Annotated in this window: 19 protein-coding genes and 1 riboswitch; of the genes, 2 read left to right on the plus strand and 17 right to left on the minus strand. The window is 37.6% G+C overall.

The features are described from left to right. The 9 genes from LLS04_RS01385 to LLS04_RS01425 all read right to left on the minus strand — a co-directional run bounded on the left by LLS04_RS01385 (position 1) and on the right by LLS04_RS01425 (position 8876). Complete coding sequence (locus tag LLS04_RS01385; protein ID WP_323611501.1) at positions 1-1425, minus strand: GNAT family N-acetyltransferase; 1425 nt, start codon at positions 1423-1425, stop codon at positions 1-3. Positions 1426-1532: 107 nt separating this feature from the next. Continuing rightward, positions 1533-2288, minus strand: coding sequence for an AIM24 family protein (locus tag LLS04_RS01390; protein ID WP_123244896.1), 756 nt, complete (start codon positions 2286-2288; stop codon positions 1533-1535). A gap of 106 nt (positions 2289-2394) precedes the next feature. Beyond that, positions 2395-3273, minus strand: coding sequence for an L-serine ammonia-lyase, iron-sulfur-dependent, subunit alpha (gene sdaAA, locus LLS04_RS01395; protein WP_323611503.1), 879 nt, complete (start codon positions 3271-3273; stop codon positions 2395-2397). 8 nt (positions 3274-3281) lie between these two features. Next, positions 3282-3953, minus strand: a complete 672-nt coding sequence (gene sdaAB / locus LLS04_RS01400; RefSeq protein ID WP_323611504.1) for an L-serine ammonia-lyase, iron-sulfur-dependent subunit beta — start codon at positions 3951-3953, stop codon at positions 3282-3284. A 110-nt stretch (positions 3954-4063) separates the two neighbouring features. Further along, the gene (locus LLS04_RS01405; RefSeq protein ID WP_323611507.1) at positions 4064-4441 is read right to left on the minus strand and encodes a Rid family detoxifying hydrolase; all 378 of its coding nucleotides are present in this window, start codon (positions 4439-4441) and stop codon (positions 4064-4066) included. Further along, positions 4428-5618 carry a MalY/PatB family protein gene (locus tag LLS04_RS01410; RefSeq protein WP_323611509.1) on the minus strand — a complete coding sequence of 397 codons (1191 nt, stop codon included), beginning with the start codon at positions 5616-5618 and terminating at the stop codon, positions 4428-4430. The genes LLS04_RS01405 and LLS04_RS01410 overlap by 14 nt, the downstream gene beginning before the upstream one ends. After that, positions 5602-6372, minus strand: a complete 771-nt coding sequence (locus LLS04_RS01415) for a MurR/RpiR family transcriptional regulator (RefSeq protein WP_323611511.1) — start codon at positions 6370-6372, stop codon at positions 5602-5604. The genes LLS04_RS01410 and LLS04_RS01415 overlap by 17 nt, the downstream gene beginning before the upstream one ends. Positions 6373-6409: 37 nt before the next feature. Further along, positions 6410-7702, minus strand: a complete 1293-nt coding sequence (locus LLS04_RS01420) for a PTS sugar transporter subunit IIC (protein ID WP_003774904.1) — start codon at positions 7700-7702, stop codon at positions 6410-6412. A gap of 145 nt (positions 7703-7847) precedes the next feature. Then, on the minus strand, positions 7848-8876 hold the full coding sequence (locus LLS04_RS01425) for an NAD(P)H-dependent amine dehydrogenase family protein (RefSeq protein ID WP_323611515.1): 1029 nt from the start codon (positions 8874-8876) through the stop codon (positions 7848-7850). A gap of 81 nt (positions 8877-8957) precedes the next feature. On the opposite strand from LLS04_RS01425, the gene LLS04_RS01430 reads away from it, so the two are divergent. Beyond that, on the plus strand, positions 8958-9776 hold the full coding sequence (locus tag LLS04_RS01430; protein ID WP_323611516.1) for a MerR family transcriptional regulator: 819 nt from the start codon (positions 8958-8960) through the stop codon (positions 9774-9776). Between the two features lie 90 nt (positions 9777-9866). On the opposite strand, the gene LLS04_RS01435 is transcribed toward LLS04_RS01430, so the two are convergent. Next, positions 9867-10469: an SIMPL domain-containing protein gene (locus LLS04_RS01435; protein ID WP_323611518.1), complete on the minus strand. Its 603-nt coding sequence runs from the start codon at positions 10467-10469 to the stop codon at positions 9867-9869. Between the two features lie 83 nt (positions 10470-10552). Between LLS04_RS01435 and LLS04_RS01440 the strand changes: the two genes are divergently transcribed. Further along, positions 10553-11086, plus strand: a complete 534-nt coding sequence (locus LLS04_RS01440; RefSeq protein ID WP_323611520.1) for a hypothetical protein — start codon at positions 10553-10555, stop codon at positions 11084-11086. Positions 11087-11101: 15 nt separating this feature from the next. On the opposite strand, the gene LLS04_RS01445 is transcribed toward LLS04_RS01440, so the two are convergent. The 7 genes from LLS04_RS01445 to LLS04_RS01475 all read right to left on the minus strand — a co-directional run bounded on the left by LLS04_RS01445 (position 11102) and on the right by LLS04_RS01475 (position 19622). Beyond that, entirely contained in the window at positions 11102-11677 is a 576-nt protein-coding gene (locus LLS04_RS01445; RefSeq protein WP_323611521.1) for a phosphoribosyltransferase family protein, read from the minus strand. A gap of 33 nt (positions 11678-11710) precedes the next feature. Beyond that, positions 11711-13087, minus strand: a complete 1377-nt coding sequence (locus tag LLS04_RS01450; protein ID WP_323611523.1) for an NCS2 family permease — start codon at positions 13085-13087, stop codon at positions 11711-11713. Positions 13088-13167: 80 nt separating this feature from the next. Continuing rightward, a riboswitch (purine riboswitch) is annotated at positions 13168-13269 on the minus strand. A gap of 173 nt (positions 13270-13442) precedes the next feature. After that, entirely contained in the window at positions 13443-14738 is a 1296-nt protein-coding gene (gene eno / locus LLS04_RS01455) for a phosphopyruvate hydratase (protein ID WP_323611524.1), read from the minus strand. A gap of 50 nt (positions 14739-14788) precedes the next feature. Continuing rightward, complete coding sequence (gene tpiA, locus LLS04_RS01460) at positions 14789-15532, minus strand: triose-phosphate isomerase (RefSeq protein WP_323611526.1); 744 nt, start codon at positions 15530-15532, stop codon at positions 14789-14791. Positions 15533-15535: 3 nt separating this feature from the next. Beyond that, entirely contained in the window at positions 15536-16735 is a 1200-nt protein-coding gene (locus LLS04_RS01465) for a phosphoglycerate kinase (protein WP_323611527.1), read from the minus strand. Between the two features lie 222 nt (positions 16736-16957). Continuing rightward, the gene (locus LLS04_RS01470) at positions 16958-17149 is read right to left on the minus strand and encodes a heavy-metal-associated domain-containing protein (protein ID WP_125163700.1); all 192 of its coding nucleotides are present in this window, start codon (positions 17147-17149) and stop codon (positions 16958-16960) included. A gap of 16 nt (positions 17150-17165) precedes the next feature. Next, a complete protein-coding gene (locus LLS04_RS01475) occupies positions 17166-19622 on the minus strand; it encodes a heavy metal translocating P-type ATPase (protein ID WP_323611531.1) in 2457 nt (818 codons plus the stop codon). Between the last annotated feature and the right edge of the window lie 98 nt (positions 19623-19720).

Below are 19720 nucleotides of genomic sequence, written 5' to 3' on the forward strand. Positions count from 1 at the left end.
TTAACTCCTTGGTTCATTGTAATGCATCGTTTTAATGAATAAACCTTCTGTTTTAAGTAGCTTAAAACCTTCTAGCTCCTTCTTAAACGACGATTCTATAATAATATAAGGAATTTGTCGGCGTATTGCAATCTGTTCAACACAATCTATCATAATTTCAATTAAAACTGAATCGGTTGAAGTTTTTAGTATTTCAATTTGATGTATTTTAAGACTTGTTTCACCAGCAATTTCATAAACTATAAAACCTAGGTATGCTTGAGGTGATCCTACAGTGATAAGACCTTGATCCTCAGTAAGTGTTAAAGACTGAAAATCATTTTGGAGATGCGTTATGACTTCAGGAATTTTATAAATCGACCAGTCAGTAGCTCGATATAATTCGTGACTTCTTAAAGCCCATTGCGTACGGGTTATACCATATGACACTGAATCATAGTAGACACCTTTATAATACCGTGCCTTCTGGATAACTGCTTCACGCTTCAATCCTAATTTGTCGCCAATGCGTTGCATTCTCGCATTCCCAGACCATGTTACAAAGCCAATACGTTCTATCTCATAATACATAAACGCTTCTTGAATCAATTGTTTCATTACAACAGTTCCAATTCCCTTTGACCAATATCTTTCATCAAAAATATCAAAACCACTATTCATCCAACGGGTTCGTTGATCTTGCCAATAAAGCGAAGCACGACCAATAATAACATCATCGTAGAGAATCACCAAAGATCTTGGATTGTTGAGATAGAAAGGCGCTTCATTTTCAATAAATTCACGAAGAGACATTTGTTGGTATTCCTCAAAATAAGGTGCATCCAAATCACACCATGCATAATGTGCTTCCTTTGCAGATAACTCCCATACTCGTGGTAAATCCACATGGCGGAAGGGTCTTAATTTAATGATCGATTCTAAAAATAATTGATTTGGTTTAAAGCGTTCCCAACTTAATTCAAGAAGCATTGGACTTGGTCGATATCCTTCAGGAGGATCAACTTCAATAAAACCAAGTGATTTATACAAATGAATCGCGATGTGATTATCTGGACTTGGATCGACATAAAGATTTGTGCAAGAGGTATTCTTTAAAACGTGATGAATCAACCAACTGAGTGCATACCCACCTAAATGGAAACGATGATACAATTTAATATCAAGTTGCACATATGATTCCACAACACGATAAAAAAGTTCACCAACGTATTCCGTATTTTGGTAAACACTAAAATGAAACGTGTTTGGGTTCTCATGAATTTGTTTATGCCAGGTGGACATCGCTTCATCATCCATCACCAATCCCTCTTTAAAACCCACGTGATACATTATTTTGGGGTCCGCCCATAACTGCTGGAGGTTTTTTAAATCCTTTTCCATTGTAGGTTCTATCTGAATATTTAGACTTATTTTATTCGAATTCATCACATCACCTCTTTTCTAATGAAAATATACCATAATGATAGGTTTTTAGGTAGCGTCCGTTATCAATATGTACACAAAGGATACAAAAAAAAGAGTCAAAGACTCTTTTAGGCAATCGGTGCAAGCAAGACTTTACCTGTACCGCGATATACATTCACAAATCCTTCTCCAGAAACAGCAGAACCCATTAAGCTTTTTGTGGATTTTTCTACACGGAATTCCAATGATCCTGACCAAGCAATCGCAAAGTTTCCATCGATTCGAATTTCATCATCTTGAAGTTCCACAACAATCAGTTCTTCACGTGGAACTGGACTTTCAAGAACGGCTACTCCGTGACCTTCTAACGCAAGGTTGAATAGACCTTCGCCACCCATCATTGCTGATGAGAAATTACCACGTGATACTACTTTTTGTTTGATATCTGAATCGCAGGCTAGGAATAAGCCATCTTCAAGCACAATCTTACCCCAATCTTCTACACGTTCAAGCAAGATGTGTTTGTATGTAGGTTCTAACATCACATATCCTGTTCCTGAATAGCGAGGTTTTGCTGCGGATTCTTTGGTTACAGAACCTTTGATTGCTTTCCCAATAAAATCACCAACACCTTTTACGTCTGCCCCCATTTTCACATCACCTGCAGACCATTGCATGGCACCGGCACTCACCGTAACGGCTTGATTTTGAAGTTGAATATAGACTTGGCGTTTACGTATATTCATTTCGGATGCATAGTATGCTGCAATTGCACTTTCTGCATTAACACTTAAGTCTTTTTGGTATTCCAACACTTTAAAGCATCCCATGGAAGCTACTTCCACAATATTACTGTTATCCTGTAAATTTTTAATTTGAATCATCATCTTCTCCTTAGAATATAAGGGTATCCTACCAAATTTTTATGTAGAATAGTGCTCATACGACCTAAACGGGTGTATTTTTGTGCTTAATGAAAAAAAAGACTGATTATTCAGTCTTCTCGTTTCCAAATATTGCTTCCGCAAGCGCTCTACCTTCAATCGTGTCAGCAAGTCCACCTTCTCCGGTTTCTCGGAATTTACTCGGTAACTCTTTCCCTACTTTATACATCGCTTCCACAACCGTATCGGGAGTCAAAGCACTCTCAACACCTGCAAGAGCCATATCCGCAGAAACTAAAGCTTGGGATGCTCCTAAAGCATTCCGTTTAACACAGGGTACTTCCACAAGACCTGCAACGGGATCACAAATAAGACCCAGCATATTTTTAATGGTCATCGCAAAAGCATGAGCACACATCCTCGGACTACCCCCTAAAACATCCACAACTGCAGCACTAGCCATTGCACTCGCACTACCAATCTCTGCTTGGCATCCTCCCGTAGCTCCCGAAATAGAAGCATTATTCGCAACCACCAAACCAAACCCTCCAGCTACAAACAAGAAATTAATTTCCTGCTCTCGGGTCAAAGTATACCGCTCTGAAATTGCGGATAATACTCCCGGTACAACACCTGCACTTCCGGCAGTAGGGGTTGCACAGATGATCCCCATCGCAGCATTCACTTCATTGGTTCCTACAGCATTTTGAACAGCAGTCATGACCGTAGGTCCACAAATCGATTCACCACGGTTAATATATTCAGAAATCTTTGTAGCATCGCCACCTGTTAAACCTGTTGTGGATTTTACACCACGTTTCCCCTGTTCAATCGTACGCTTCATTACGTCTAACTGAGATCCCATACGCGCTACAATCACCTCACGGGATTCTTCAGAACGTTGCATTTCAAGTTCGATAATTGTTTCGGCTAAACTTCCACGTTTTGTGGCTGTATCAACTAATTCTTGGATTGATTTAAACATAATATCTCCTATTTCGCAATGTAGAGAACTTCATAAATATTCTCCACACATCGTAAGCGATCAAGTGAAGTTTCTAAGTCATCTTGATCCAATTCAATAACCATATAGGCTTTCTTACCTTTTTCTTCGCGATCTACTTTCATAGATCCAATATTAATATGCATCTCACTTAAGATGGTTGCGACCTTCGCAATCATTCCCGGACAATCTTCATGGAAAATTAGGATTGTAGCGACACCACCGTCAATTTCAACCTTGGTTCCATTGATTTCAGTAATCTTAACATTACCGCCACCAATTGATATCCCTACTACCGTACATTTACGTCCGTCTTTGTGCATTACAATTTTCGTTGTGTTTGGATGATCTACCTTATCCACTAAAGGAATAAAGGTTACCTTCATACCTTCTTCTTGCGCAATAAGTAAGGATTCATGCAAACGTGTATCATCCGGATCCATCCCTAAAAGACCACCCGCTAAAGCAACGTTTGTACCATGTCCTTTATACGTTTTCGCAAACGATTCATACAAATAAATATTAGCACGCTCTGGACATTCTCCAAAAATACTGCGCGCAATCTTTCCAATCCGTGCCGCACCAGCAGTGTGAGAACTACTTGGTCCGGCCATAACTGGCCCAATAATATCAAATACCGACTTAAAATCTTGATTACTCATAATGGACCCTCCTTACGCACATTATAACGATTTTCACTGCGTATCACAACACATCACTTCATAAGAAAAACACCTCATATTCTTCATTTTAGAATACAAGGTGCTTAGATTTATTTGTCTTGTACTGCGATAGCTTCTATTTCTATTAGCCCGCCCATAGGTAGTGCTCCTACCTGATAAGCTACCCTAGCAGGGAATACACCTCTAAACGAATCTGAATAGATTTCATTTACTACTTTAAAATCATCTATATTCGTTAATAAAACAGTTGTTTTAACAACAGATTCCATATTACTTCCACCTGCTAAAAGAACTGCACTCAAGTTATCAAGAGCTTGACGAGTCTGAGCCTCAATACCATTACAAAGCTTATTTGTTTTGGGATTTATGCCAAGTTGTCCCGACGTAAATATTAGTCCTTCGAACATTTTACCTTGCACATAAGGACCAATAGCTTTTGGTGCATTTTCCGTACTAATTGATTTCACTTGTGTCTCCTTTATAGTTTGTGTAATGCTCAACAAATTTATTCATTGCTTCTTTTACACTTTCAGTGTCCATTGCAACATTTATGCGTAAACAGTGTTTATAGTTATCCACAAAACGGGATCCAGTCTCCAACAATACTCCAGTTCTTTGAGCAAGATCAATCACATAAGCATCCATATCTTGAATACGAGGACAATATAGCCAGACTAAGTATCCTGACTCCGGCTTAATTACTTGCATGTCTGTATTCTGAATGACGTCGTATAGACACGAGATGTTGTCCACCACACAATCTTTCACGGTTTCCATCCAGTTATATCCTTCTTCATATGCGATACGCGTCGCTTCCATCCCAATACGATTAATGGAAATATGGTAACGATTAAAATGAGCTTGGATTTTATTTCTAAGGGACTCATTAGGGCACAACAAATAGGAACTATTCAAACCTGATAGATTAAATGTTTTATTTGCTGAAGTACTAACAACTATTTTGTCATAATCATTTTTGAATTTAAGAATTGAATTAAAGGTGTATCCTTCATGAACAAAATCAGCATGAATCTCATCTGATACCAAAAGCACATCATATTTCTTACAAAGATTAACCAATGACTCTACGGTTCCATAGGACCAAACTTTTCCAGAGGGATTATGTGGATTACAAAACAATATTGTATCAATAGAACTTGTTAGAATTGTATTTTCTAACTCCTTAAAATCAATATCATAATTATTATCTTCAAATGTCAACGGAAAGTTGAAACGCTTACCAAAATGATCGGCAATAGATTGAAATACGCCGTAGACTGGTGTCATCAATAGTATATTACCTTTTTGATTCAGCGTATCCATAACAAAATGTAACGATGTAATTGTACCATTGGCGGGAATAATCCAATCCGACTTAATAGCTAGATTATGATTATCTTTATGCCACCTGACGATCGACTGATAGTATGAATCCGTAACGTCAAAATATCCAAAATCATCTTGTTCAATTATTGATTTCAAATGTTCAATAATTCTATCGTCATGTCGAAAATCCATATCAGCAATAAACATTGGATAAACCTGTGTTGGTTCTTCTATCTGAAACCTTTTTGAAATATAGGTTTTATCCCATTTTTTCGAACCATTACCAATTCGTTCGAGGGTTTTAATACTTTTCTTCATTACTAACTTCTTCTTTCTCTCTTAATTCAATAAATCTTGCCATTAATAGATCCATCGCAATATGTGCATTTAGTCTTGTATCAATATCATTATCTAGATCTTTACTCTGTGATGTTTGGATAATGTGAGTAGCCATCATTCCGATAGGAGAATCTGGAACTTCAGTTATAAGTATGATATCAATTTTTCTCAAATTTGCCTCAACGACTGCTTCAACAATTTCAGGCGGTCTTCCACTACGAGATAAGACAAATAATACATCTTCTTTTGGAACCAGTGCACGTGCTGATAGTCTCATAAAACGAGAATCGTCGTATTGCTCTGCTGTTTTTCCATAAAGTTGTAATTTTATTTGAAACATCTTTCCAAGAAAATTACTCATCCCCATTCCATAAATTGTAATTCTTTTTGAATTAATCATTTTTTGTACAATGTCATCTGTAATGGTGTTTGTTGCCAGTTCATAAGTATGCGTAAGCATATCTACATAAGGAATTCTTGTATATGCAAAAACCTCATCCTGAACGACACGCCCAAAAAAATCATCTTTAAAATAAGTAAAACTGTCATAACCCAGTTTTTTTGTAAAGCGATGAACACTTGTTTTTGATACGTTAAATCGATCTGCAATATTTTCTATCGTAAAATACCTATATTCGAATGATTCAAAATTATCTAAGAGATTACGGAGAAGTTCTTTCTCCATAAAAGTAAGACTATGTATATGAATTGAAATTTGTTTTTGTAAACTCATAGCAACTCCTCCGTTTCTCTTAAATTATACATTAACTTTATTGAATATGTTCTTCCTCAAGATATTGGTTATCCAATGCCTTAACAAATGGATAGTAAATAACTGTTGAGACAGCAATACAAATTATTTGTACAACTGCTCCTTGCCATCCGGCTACCAAAAAGCCTGAAAAAATTGGTGGAGTTGGCCATGGAGCTATAACACCATTAAACATTGGCATAAAACCAATCATCATAGCAAAATACGCTATGAGAACTGACACCATAGGTGCAATCGTTACTGGAATTAACATCAAAGGATTAAAAACGACTGGTAATCCGAAAATGATAGGCTCGTTAATATTAAATAATGACGGTACTCCAACTAGTTTTGACATTGCTTTCAAACGTGAGGAGCGTGCTACTACCAGCATTGCAATAACTAATCCTAGTGTTAACCCTGCACCCCCTATTGTTGCAAATTGATCGATCATTTGTATTGTACCAACATTTCCAGTAGCCATAGTCAAGTTTCCAGCTTTAAACAATTCTAAGTTTTTAACTGAGTTTGCGTTTAGTAGTGGATTGACCACAGAGTTTACAACAGTTGGATGAATTCCAAACCACCATAAGAATCCGTTCAAACCAGCTACAACTGTAATGGCACCAATTGAAGATGTTAATCCTTCAAGCGGAATTTGGATAATCTGATATATTAATTCTGGAAATGAACCAGCAAAAACTTTTGCAATCCCTGCAAAAATAAGACTAATAATTACAACTACTATTCCCGGAATTAATGCACTAAAAGACTGAGATACCATTGAGGGTACTGATTCCGGCATCGTTATAACCATTTTTTTCTCAACACAGAACCGGACTATCTCAACAGTAACAAAACCCATAATAATAGCTGTTATAACGCCTTGTGTTCCTAACCATGTAAAAGATAATACACGACCTATAACTTCACCCGATTCAGCCACAACTGATTTCGGCAATACTACTATATACGATACGAGCGCTAATATCATTGTTGATAATGCATCCAATTTATAATCTTCTGCAAGTCGATATGCAATAGTCCCTGTTAAAAAGAATCCCATCATATTAAACGTTGCTCGATAAGCAGAGTCCAAATATGATGTCCATTCTGTACCAAAGATTCCAGCCATGAATTCAGCATAGCCTGGTAAAGGGAAATCAGTAATCAACAAGAATAATGATCCGATAATCGTGAGTGGCATAATTACCAAAAATCCCGATTTTAGTGCATTAAAATAGCGTGTATTCGTTACCTTTGCAACGCGTGGAACCATTTTTTCTTCAATAAATTGAATAAATCGATCCATTCTCTCCTCCTTGACGATAATTAATGTTATCGTTTACATTTCTATTATAGATGAAAATTTCCCAAAAGATATTCAAGCTTGTGGGAAATTTTCCAGATGTTATAAAATAAAAAAAACATACACTGAGTATGCTTTTTCTATTTTATTAATTGTAATGATTCATTGGATAAGTCAGGTAATGAATTTCCTCAAGTTTCTCGGCAGTAATAAATCCTGCAGGTGCATCAAGGACTTGTGGTATACGATTCACAACCGTCGCACATGTATGGCCTACAGTATCGGGTTTTTCTACAGAGAATACAACATCTGGATCTCCGACAATCTTCCACTCACAAAGATCCCCATCATTTTCACCATAAACTTTCCCAATACATTGGACTTCAAGTTCTGGACCTTGATGTGTCAGGATAGTGGTGACGGCTGACATACCGATTGCATCGCCTGCTGGAATTTCTCTTCCTAAAGTCGCCGAGTAAATAGCTTGTTCAAGCACATAAGGAACACTCTTTTGTGAGATTGACTTTATGGTCCATCCCATTTTCGCGCAAATTCCTTCGCCCGCATTCCACATATAGCTTGGTAAACTTTCTGCTTGCGCAATCTCTTTTTCAAACTTTTCAAGATCATAACCTGCACCATGTGCTTCCGCCAATGCAAGTCCGTAATCTTCTACGTTATAGCTAGCCGTTCCATACATTTTTTGAATATGATTCACGCCTCCTGCTACTAAACATGGCATGTTAATCCAATAAATATCCTGCATGCCACTTCCCGTAATGGTAATATTATAATCTTTCGCAAGACGATCAAGACGGTTTGTTTCCGAAGGTGCGGTTGTCCAAGGATAGATTGCTTCTTCACATGTGGTAATGACGTTCACACCGTGAATTGCACAGGTCTCAAAAATTGAATACATATCATTCATATAACTAAATACAGTCACAATCGCAACATCCGCATCACATTCAGACAATACCTTCTCCGCATCATCGGAAATAAGCACGCCAGTTTTACGTCCTAAATTCGCAAAGTCTCCAACATCCATCCCAACTAATTTTGGATTCGCATCAATCGCTCCAACGATTTCTGCTCCATGATCAACCAAATTACGAACAATAACTTCCGCCATTTTACCACAGCCGTATTGTATAACGCGTATTTTTTCGTGTTTCATATCTAAGCCTCCTATTTTCTTGATATTAATTTCACAACTATAGTATAATGTCTCTAGTAAGGTGAGAGTCAAGGAGGGTTTATGCAAAAGTTGAGAATTGGTGAAATTGCACGATTAAATGACGTCTCCATTCAAACATTACGCTATTATGATGAAATCGGTCTTCTTAAACCGGCTTCAATCGACCCAGAAACACATTATCGCTATTATACAATTGAACAGTCTGCCGCCCTGGATATGATTCAATTTCTAAAAAGTCTTGATTTCAATCTTTCTGAGATTCATGACATTCTCAAACAAAATATCAGTTTTGAATCTTTAAAAAATTCTTTAAAAACGAAAGAAGAAACACTTCTTGAAGCACATCGTACGATTATTCATCAAATTCAATCCATTCATCGTTTTATGGAAACCACAAACTTGTATACACAAAACATGGATAAACATTGGATGGAAATCAGTTCATTTCACAAACGTCATATCTACCGATATCCCATTACTCAAAATATATATGAAATGTCCATTGATGAGTATGAATATGCGCTCAGAGATTTTAAACACCACCTTAAAGCCATCACTGCATTTAATCGTGTTGGTTCAATTATGTCTCAAAATAACTTTATTCATCAACAATTTGATTCCAAAGAACTATTTGTTTTTGTAGAGGATCCTACGCAAGCAAATGACAGCCTACCACAAGGTGATTACGCTGTCTTCTTCTGTCAGTCCTTTGAAGACGAAACGAAAGCAATGCATACGTTTCATCGCCTAATCCGCGAACAAAACCTAATCATTAATGGGGATTATATTTGTGAAGTTCTTTATGAAATGCCTAACACCAATTCGGGTCGTCGTGATATGTTTATTCGGTTACAAGTACCCATACTTCTTGAAATTTAATAATAAAAACATAAAAAATACTACACCCTAATGAAGCGGTTGTAGTATTTTTATTTGGAAACACAAGACGAATTGCCAACAATTCCTCTCTTACTTAATATCCCAACTAATGCGAATTGATTGTGTAACGGCTAAGTCGTTTGCGGTCATGGTTGAACCCATCATATCTGCGCTTGCCATACGGTGCATCGGTCTTGCACTGGAATGATTCATGTACTCCATATCACAAATATGACCCAAACGAATACCTGAAGTATCCGCAATCAATTTTGCTTTGTCTGTAGCTTGATTTATTGCGAGTATTAAAGCATCATCATCCGCTTTCGTTGAATCCTTTAAGAAATACGAAAGACTGAAATTAAAGTCATCGCTGGTTCTTAGATGATCTAACAGTTCCGACATTTTCGTAAGATTTATATTGTCTTCAAATACAAGTCTTTGGACACAACGGAACAACTTTGGTTGATTATCTGAAGGTTGTAGGATTGAGACTTCAATCCCTGATGTCTTAATCAAACTGGTATTAAATTCCACACGCTTAAATGCTTTCACGATATTCTCATATTGCGCTTTTAAGGCATCAAATGAACTCGCATACGATGCACCATCTTGCACTAATTCATAACTAAAGCGCATCATATCAGGTGTTACATACACACTGCCTGATCCTTCAATCGTTAATTTATTACTCATATTAATCACCTCTCTCTCTAATGATACAGTATAATAGGTGAAAAAAAAGTTAAATGTGCTATATTTTAATAAAGGAGTCAACAATGAAAAAATTAAATTTCAAACAAAAACTGATGGTAAGCCTAGCTGTTCTAGTCATTACCATCCTCGCTTTTATCGTAATGACCTTCTTCGTTTTTAAAGTTCCCTTTCAAATGGATATTTTATTCAATGAAGTAGTCCTCGCACTCGTCGTATCGCTTTATGCATTTTTTATGATTCAATATGGATCATGGGTTGGTATTGTATTTTTTGTTTTAGGGATGGTCGCATCATTTTGGGCACTCGCATTCTCTGTAGAACGTTCTGGCGGCAATGCAATTGCCTTCAACGGTCTGTTTATTTGGATAATTGTGATGTTAAGTTCAAACATCATCGGATTGATTTTAGATTTAGTCTGGAAATCGAAACGTAAAGCCAAACGGATTGAGAAAGCCGCAAAAGAAAGCCTTAAGCAAGAGCGTCTTGAAGCAGAGCGTGAATTATTAGCGTCCCAAACTGAAAAAACGCCTTCAATTCACTTCAATGACATTACCGTAGATGAACCACTTGAAGATAAAGAAAACAACGTTAATTAACGTTGTTTTCTTTTTTTATGATTTAAAAGTAATAATTCCGGAATCAACATCAATTGATTCAATTTGAGCCTGACAATAAAGATCATGACCTTCATCTATGAGCATTTGATAGCCCGGTTGGAAATTCTTTGAAATACAAATACCCGTAGCAACCAGGGATGCATCTGCTTGCGTAAGAAGCTTATCCACATTATGAACGACACTTCCTTTCGCAAGGAAATCATCAAGAAGAATAACACGTTTTCCTTCAATAAGATGTTTTGGAACGGTTAAGTGATAACCGTTTTTCTTTGTGAATGAAAAACATGATTGTTGGATAAACTTAGGGTCATCTTTTTCAGTTAAACTTTTTTTAATAATGATTAGGGGTTTGTTTGCATACAAAGCTGCGAAAACACTGGGAGCAATTCCCGATGTCTCAACGGTTACAAACAAATCAAAGTCATAATCTGCATAGAAATCTGCGAAATCTTTCCCAAGCGCTTCCATAACTTTAGGATCGACTTGAGCATTAAGGAATGAACTCACATCCACAATTTCTTCAGATTTAACTTTACCTTTTTCTTGAATTATTTCTTCGAGTAATTTCATGGGTACCTTCTTTCAATTTTACTTAGTATTATACTACAACGTACAAATATATGCTATTGAAATCAGGGTAATAAAGTGCATAATCTTAGGAAGTTCTTTACCACGTCCCGCAAAAATCATACACATTTCATAGGAAATAAATCCTAAAGTTAATCCTAACGCGATCGAGCCGGTTAATGGCATCATCACAATCGTTAAGAAGGCAGGAATAATATTTTCAAAACCTGAGTGCCATTCAATATTTGTAATGTTTTGCATCATAAAGATTCCAATCACAACCATCGCTGGTGTTGTAACGGCTGGTGTTACAAGTGACAATAAAGGATAAAAGAACATCGATAATAGGAACAACACCGCAGTCACAACTGCCATAAGCCCTGTTCGTCCACCATTAATAATTCCCGATACCGATTCGATATAGGTTGAAAGATTTGACGTTCCAAAAAGAGAACCTACAAAAGTACCAAGGGCATCAGCCATATAAATACGATTGTTGTTTTCAAATTCTTCTTGTGGAATATGTGGAATTTGTGATGCTGCAGCGGATAATGTTGTTGCAGTTCCAAAGAAGTCTAAGAATAAGAATGTTAAGACCACAATAATTGCTTGTGGATTCAATAAGTTCGGTAATTCCTTCACCGCCACAAACATCGTTTCATTAACCATTGTCTGAATCGGTTCTATAGGGAACACTATAGGGCTTCCTGCTGGCAATTGCGGTAAAGTTGCAACTACATCCGGTGCCATTGATAATACACCCATATTTACCCCTAAACGCATCAACAAGCCACAAAGCGCTGCACCAACCATACCGAGAAATACAGCATATTGATTTCCACGAACTAAGAAAAACGCAGCCGTAATAATCCCTACAAAAGCAATAATAACATTAGGATTATCAAAACCACCAAATGTAATAAACATACCTGGGTCGGGAACAATAATCCCTGAGTTTTTAAAACTTACAAAAGCAATAAAAATTCCTAAACCTACCGTTCCTGCTTGCTTAATGGTCAACGGAATCGATTTAATAATCTTCGATCGAACCCCCGATGCAGCAAGAATAATAAATAGAATCGACGATGCAAGCACCGATGCCAAAGCCGTTTGCCATGAAATCCCCATTTGCATGACAACACTAAAAGCAAAGAATGCATTCATCGACATACATGGTGCAAGGCCTAAAGGAAACTTCGCATAAAGCCCCATAATTAACATTGCAATTGCCGAGGAAATAATGGTTGCGATAAAGACTGCATCCTTCGGCATTCCTGCTTGTCCTAGAATAATTGGATTAACGAAAATAACGTATGACATTGATAGAAATGCCGTTAACCCTCCTGCAAATTCGCGTTTGATTGTCGAACCTGCTTCTTCAATCCCAAAATATTTATTGAGAATATTTTTCACGTAATGTCCTCCTCTTCCTCAATATATAAAAAAACTGCCATTATATGTGGCAGAAAGAGACGTGAAAATATCCTATCATGAAGATAAGGCTCTTTTGCCATAGTTTACATCTTTACGGGATGTAAGTAGAAACTTCCGGACCCTATTACCAGAAATATATGGAGTTTTTTCATACCTTAAGCCTAACATGAGCCGATGTAACATGCAAGCCTTGATAACTGCTATTTATTGTATTACTTGGCTGAAAACGATATCAATACAAATTTATGAGATTATATTGTTTCATTTATTGAGTTGGGATGATTCTGTCGCATAAAAAAACTCACTCTTTCGAGTGAGTTTCATCAAAGTTTAATTATTTTTTGATATTGAAGAAAGTGTTAGCACCTGAATATTTAGCTGCTGAACCTAATTCGTCTTCGATACGGATTAATTGGTTGTATTTAGCTAAACGGTCTGTACGTGACATTGATCCAGTTTTGATTTGACCTGCGTTAAATGCTACTGCGATGTCAGCGATTGTTGCATCTTCTGTTTCTCCTGAACGGTGTGAAACTACTGATGTATATCCTGCACGTTTTGCCATTTCCATAGCGTCAAATGTTTCTGTTAAAGTACCGATTTGGTTAACTTTAATAAGGATTGAGTTTGCAATTCCCTTTTCGATACCTTCTGCAAGAATTGCAGGGTTTGTAACGAATAAGTCATCACCAACGATTTGGCAACGGTCGCCAATACGATCTGTTAGACGTTTCCATCCATCCCAGTCGCGTTCTCCTAAACCATCTTCGATTGATACGATTGGGTATTTGTTTAAGAATCCTTCATACATATCGATCATTTGGTCAGCTGTTAATTCTTCGCCGCCTGATTTACTTAATACATAAACACCTTTTTCTACATCGTAGAATTCTGAAGCAGCAACGTCCATTGCAAGAACGATGTCTTCACCTGGTACGAAACCAGCGCGTTTGATTGCTTCAACAATAACTTCTAAAGGTTCTTCGTTTGATGCTAAGTTTGGTGCGAAACCACCTTCGTCCCCAACAGCTGTAACATGACCTTTTTCTTTTAATACTGATTTTAATGCGTGGAATGTTTCAGCACCCATACGGATTGCTTCTTTAACTGATTTTGCACTGATTGGCATAATCATGAATTCTTGGAAATCAACTGATGAGTCAGCATGTGAACCACCATTGATAACGTTCATCATTGGAACAGGTAATTCTTTTCCGTTGAATCCACCTAAGTATTTGTAAAGTGGCATATCGTAGAAATCAGCTGCAGCAATAGCACAAGCCATTGAAACACCTAAGATTGCGTTAGCACCGAATTTTGATTTATCGGGTGTACCGTCTAATTCGATCGTAGCTTGGTCAATTAAGTTTTGTTGTGTTACGTCAAAGCCGATTAATTCTTCAGCAATGATATCGTTAACGTTAGCAACAGCTTTTAATACACCTTTACCGCCGAAACGTGATTTATCACCATCACGAAGTTCTAACGCTTCGCGTTCACCAGTTGAAGCACCTGATGGTACCATTGCGCGTCCGAATGCGCCTGATTCTGTAGTTACTTCTACTTCAATTGTTGGGTTACCGCGTGAGTCCATGACTTCGCGTGCATAAATATCAATAATACTTGGCATGTTATATCCTCCTGAGCCTCTATTTATTCTTTTATTAACTCGTTAATAAATTATTTAATTGCATCGATGATTGCTTTGAATGAATCCACTTGAAGTGAAGCTCCACCAATTAATGCACCATCAATGTCTTCTTGTGACATGTATTCTTCAATGTTTTCAGGTTTAACTGATCCGCCGTATTGAATACGAACTTTATCGGAAACTTCTTCTCCAAATAAGTTTTTAACTTCATCACGAACTAAAGCACATGTGTTTTGAGCAATCTCAACAGTAGCGCTCTTACCAGTTCCAATTGCCCAAACAGGTTCGTATGCGATTACGATGTTTTGTACATCTTCTGCATTTAAACCACTTAAGCAACCCGCAACTTGTTTACGAACAACTTTTTCTGTTTTATCTGCTTCAAATTCAAACAATGTTTCCCCAACACAAACGATTGGAGTCATACCATTTTCGATTAAAACAGCAGCTTTTTTATTGATGTCTTCATCTGTTTCATTGAAATATTGACGACGTTCTGAGTGTCCGATAACAACCCATTTTGTGCCAATTTCTTTTAACATTTCAACTGAGATTTCACCTGTATAAGCACCGTTAGCTGCCCAGTGAACATTTTCAGCTGCAATATGTAATTTTTTAGCATTTGCAATGGATGCTTGTAATGCTGTGAAAGGCACTGCAACACCAAAGTCTGCTTTATCTGTAACAAATGCATCAACACCTTGAACGAATTCAGTTGCTTCTGCAATAGTCTTATTCATTTTCCAGTTACCAAAGATAATCGGTTTTCTCATGTTTTATTTATCCTGAATTGCTGCAATACCTGGCAATTCTTTTCCTTCCATAAATTCTAAACTTGCTCCCCCACCTGTTGAGATGTGAGTAATTTGGTCTTTGAATCCTAATTGAATTGCTGCGGCTGCAGAATCTCCACCACCGATAACACTCAATACATCAGGAAGTTCTGTAATTGCTTTACAGATTGACAATGTTCCTTGAGCAAATGCGTCAAATTCAAACACACCCATTGGACCATTCCAAACAACAGTTTTCGCACCCTGTAATTCTTTTTCGAATAATTCGATTGTCTTAGGACCAATGTCAAGTCCCATCATATCTGCAGGAATTTCATTTGAAGGCACAACAACTGGTGTTGCATCTGGTGCAAATTCCTTAGCAACAACAGTATCAACTGGCAATACTAATTTATCGCCTGCTTTTTCCATAATTGCTTTCGCTACATCAATACGGTCCATTTCAACAAGTGATGATCCGATTTCGTAACCTTTTGCTTTGTAGAATGTATAAGCCATTCCACCACCAACAATAACTTTGTCAGCTACGTCTAATAAGTTTTCAATAACATTAATCTTGTCGCTTACCTTAGCACCACCTAAAATCGCTACGAATGGTCTTTTTGGTGAATAGATTGCTTCTGTTAAGAACTTAACTTCTTTCTCAACAAGGAATCCAAGTGCTGAAGGAAGATGTTGTGCAATCCCTACAGTTGAAGCATGTGCACGGTGAACAGATCCAAATGCATCTGTTACAAATAAGTCTCCCAAACTTGCCCAGTATTGTGATAAGTTGTCGTCACATTTGCTTTCGCCAACTTCATAACGTGTGTTTTGCATTAACACGATGTCGCCATCAGCCATAGCTGCAACTGCATCTTCTAACGCACTACCACGTGTAACTGGAACAAACTTAACATTTGTTTCCGGCATTAATTCCTGTAGCCTTACTGCAACAGGTGCCATATCATTTTTAGCTTTGTCTGCTTCAGTTTTTTCTGAATCCTTATGATTTACTTTCCCCAAGTGTGACATAAGAATAACTTTTGCATTGTTTTCTACCAAATATTTGATTGTTGGAAGTGCACCATTGATACGGTTATCGTCTGTAATAACGCCATCTTTTAATGGAACGTTAAAGTCAACACGTACAATGACTTTCTTACCAGCAACATCCAAATCACTGACAGTTCTTTTTGTCATAATTGCCTCCTTATTTACCTTTCCCATTATAACAAATACAAATGGGTTTCTCAATGAAATCATGTGCAGTAGTTTACGCTTTCACACATGAAAACGGTTTAAAACCAATATTTTCACACTTATATGTTTGTTGCTTGTGCAAATCCGTCTTTGCTTCATATAGTTATTGATGATTTTTTCTACTAAATTGCTTTATTTTTACTCGAAAATAAGAAAAACAGGCTATTTTACAGAATAGCCTGCTGATTGAATTGCTTGTTTTGCTGCATGGACGGTGTCGTTTGATCCTTCAACCGTTACGGATTTATTGACCAAACTGATCGTATAATCCACACGTGTGTTATCCAATTCTTCTGAAATACGTTTAACGCATCCCTCACACTTCATATTATCGACAAAAATTATATGCTTCATAGTTACCGCCTTTCTCTTATATTTTAATCTTAAAACGACGCAAACGCAATGCATTTGAAACAACACTTACGGAACTTAAAGCCATAGCAGCACCTGCGATCGTTGGATCAAGAAGTGGACCTTGAAATAAGACTTTAAAAACACCAGCTGCAAATGGAATTCCGACAACATTATACGCAAATGCCCAGAATAAGTTTTGTTTAATATTACGCATCGTTGCCTTACTGAGGGCTAGTGCATTCACAACATCTTTCAAATTGTCTTTCATAAGCACAATTTTCGCCGATTCAATGGCTACATCGGTTCCGGTACCGACTGCAATCCCAACATCGGCTTGAACCAAGGCGACCGCATCATTAATTCCATCCCCAACCATTAAGACATTTTTACCGTGGCTTTGAAGTTCTTTAATTTTGGCTGCTTTTTCTTCAGGCATCACTTCTGCTAAGACATGGTTGATGCCAATTTGATCAGCAATTGCATGTGCCGTATCGCGATGATCACCAGTAAGCATGATGACATCATAGTTCATATTTTGTAATGCTTTTACGGTTTCAATCGACTCAGTTTTAACGGTATCCGCAACTGCAACAATCCCCATTAATGATGTTTGATTTGAAACGTACATAGCTGTTTTACCTTCTTGAGATAAACGTTTCACATCCGCTTCATAACCATTTGTAGGAATGCTTAACGAATCCATCAACGCTTCATTTCCAATTGCAATGGATTTTCCACCAACACTTCCTTGAAGACCTTTTCCTGAGATTGATCTAAATGAATCAATGGCTAAGATTTCTAGATTTCGCTTTTCTAACTCTGAAACAAGCGCGTGTGCTAAGGGATGTTCGGAAGCATTTTCAAGTGAACCAACAATACTTAAGAATTCATTTTCAGGCAAGTTCGTGACGATATCCGTCACGACAGGTTTCCCATGTGTTAAGGTTCCTGTTTTATCGAAAACAACGGTATCAATATGAGCCGCAGCCTCAAGTGCTTCCGCTGACTTAATAAAAATTCCATTTTGTGCGCCCACTCCGGTTCCGACCATAATGGCCGTTGGCGTTGCAAGTCCAAGTGCACATGGACAAGCAATAACGAGTACCGTTACGAAAATGGTGAGAGCACGTTCTAGATCTTTGGTAGCGATAAACCATAAAATTCCAGAAATAAGCGCAATGACCATTACCACAGGAACAAACACACCCGCTACTTTATCCGCTACTTTAGAGATGGGCGCCTTTTCGTTTTGTGCATCTTCAACCAAACGAATAATTTGCGCAAGTTTTGTATTTTGATCATCAACGGTCACTTCGATGACAAGACGACCGTTAAGGTTCATGGTACCCATCACAACATCATCATCGCGCGTTTTATCAACCGGAATACTTTCTCCGGTCAACATCGACTCATCGACCGCACTTTCACCTTCTAAAATTCGACCATCCATTGGAATAGATGTACCTGGTTTTACCAGCAGATGATCCCCAATTCGGATTTCATCCGCATCAATCTCCACAACACCATCCTCACGAATCAAAAGTGCCGTTTCTGGTTTAAGATTTAATAAAGCCTTAATGGCACTGGTTGTTTTCGCTTTACTGCGTGACTCCATGGTTTTCCCCAGACGAATCAACGCTAAAATCACCGCTGCAGACTCAAAGTAGAGATGATGTACAAAATGAGGTTCTCCATTTAAAATTTTGAAGAATCCATAGAAACTGTAAAGCATTGCACTACCGGTTCCTATCGCTACTAAAGAATCCATATTAGGATGCCCTTTAAATAATGTTTTAAAGCCTCTTCTAAAGTAATCACGATTTAACCAAACAATAGGGATGGTAATAACAATTTGGAAGAGCGCATTGTTCAAAGGATTAATATTAGGATCGATAAAGGATGGTAAGGGTAGTTTATAGGTAAACATTTGACCCATCGTAATATAGAGCATGGTTGCAGCTAAGATTAAACTAAAGTAAAGCGCACGATTCTCTTTTTGATTTTGGTGTTTTTGAGAATCCGTGGATATCGCTTCAACTTCATCCAAACGGCTTGCGCCATAGCCTTGATTTTCAATCGCTAGAATCATATCAACCAATTTTAGTTTATGAGGGTCATAGGTCACACGTGCACGTTCCGTCATTAAATTAACACTGGCGGACATAACGCCTTCTAAGTGTTGGAGTGCACCTTCTACATTCGCAACACAGGATGCACAGGTCATGTCAGTAAGTTTTAGATCCACCGTTTTTTCTTGAATAGGATTGGGGATTTCAAGGCCATAACCTTGATCTTCAACGGCCTGGATTAAGTCTGCTTCGGGGATGTCGCTTTGAGAAGAAACAACTGCTTGATTGGTAAGCAAGTTAACTTCCACATGATCAACCCCCTCAACACCTTGCAATGCTTTTTCAACTTGGCTTTGACAGGATGCACACATCATCCCAGTTATGTTATATGTCTTTTTATCCATAATTTTGGTCCTCCTTTATCGTTTACATTTGTAGTTTATCATGACATTTCTTCGATATCAAGTATCGTGACTACAAATGTAGTTCTATGAGAAATAAA

Origin of the sequence: Erysipelothrix enhydrae, assembly GCF_035066605.1 — a bacterium.
Lineage (GTDB): Bacteria > Bacillota_I > Bacilli_A > Erysipelotrichales > Erysipelotrichaceae > Erysipelothrix > Erysipelothrix amsterdamensis.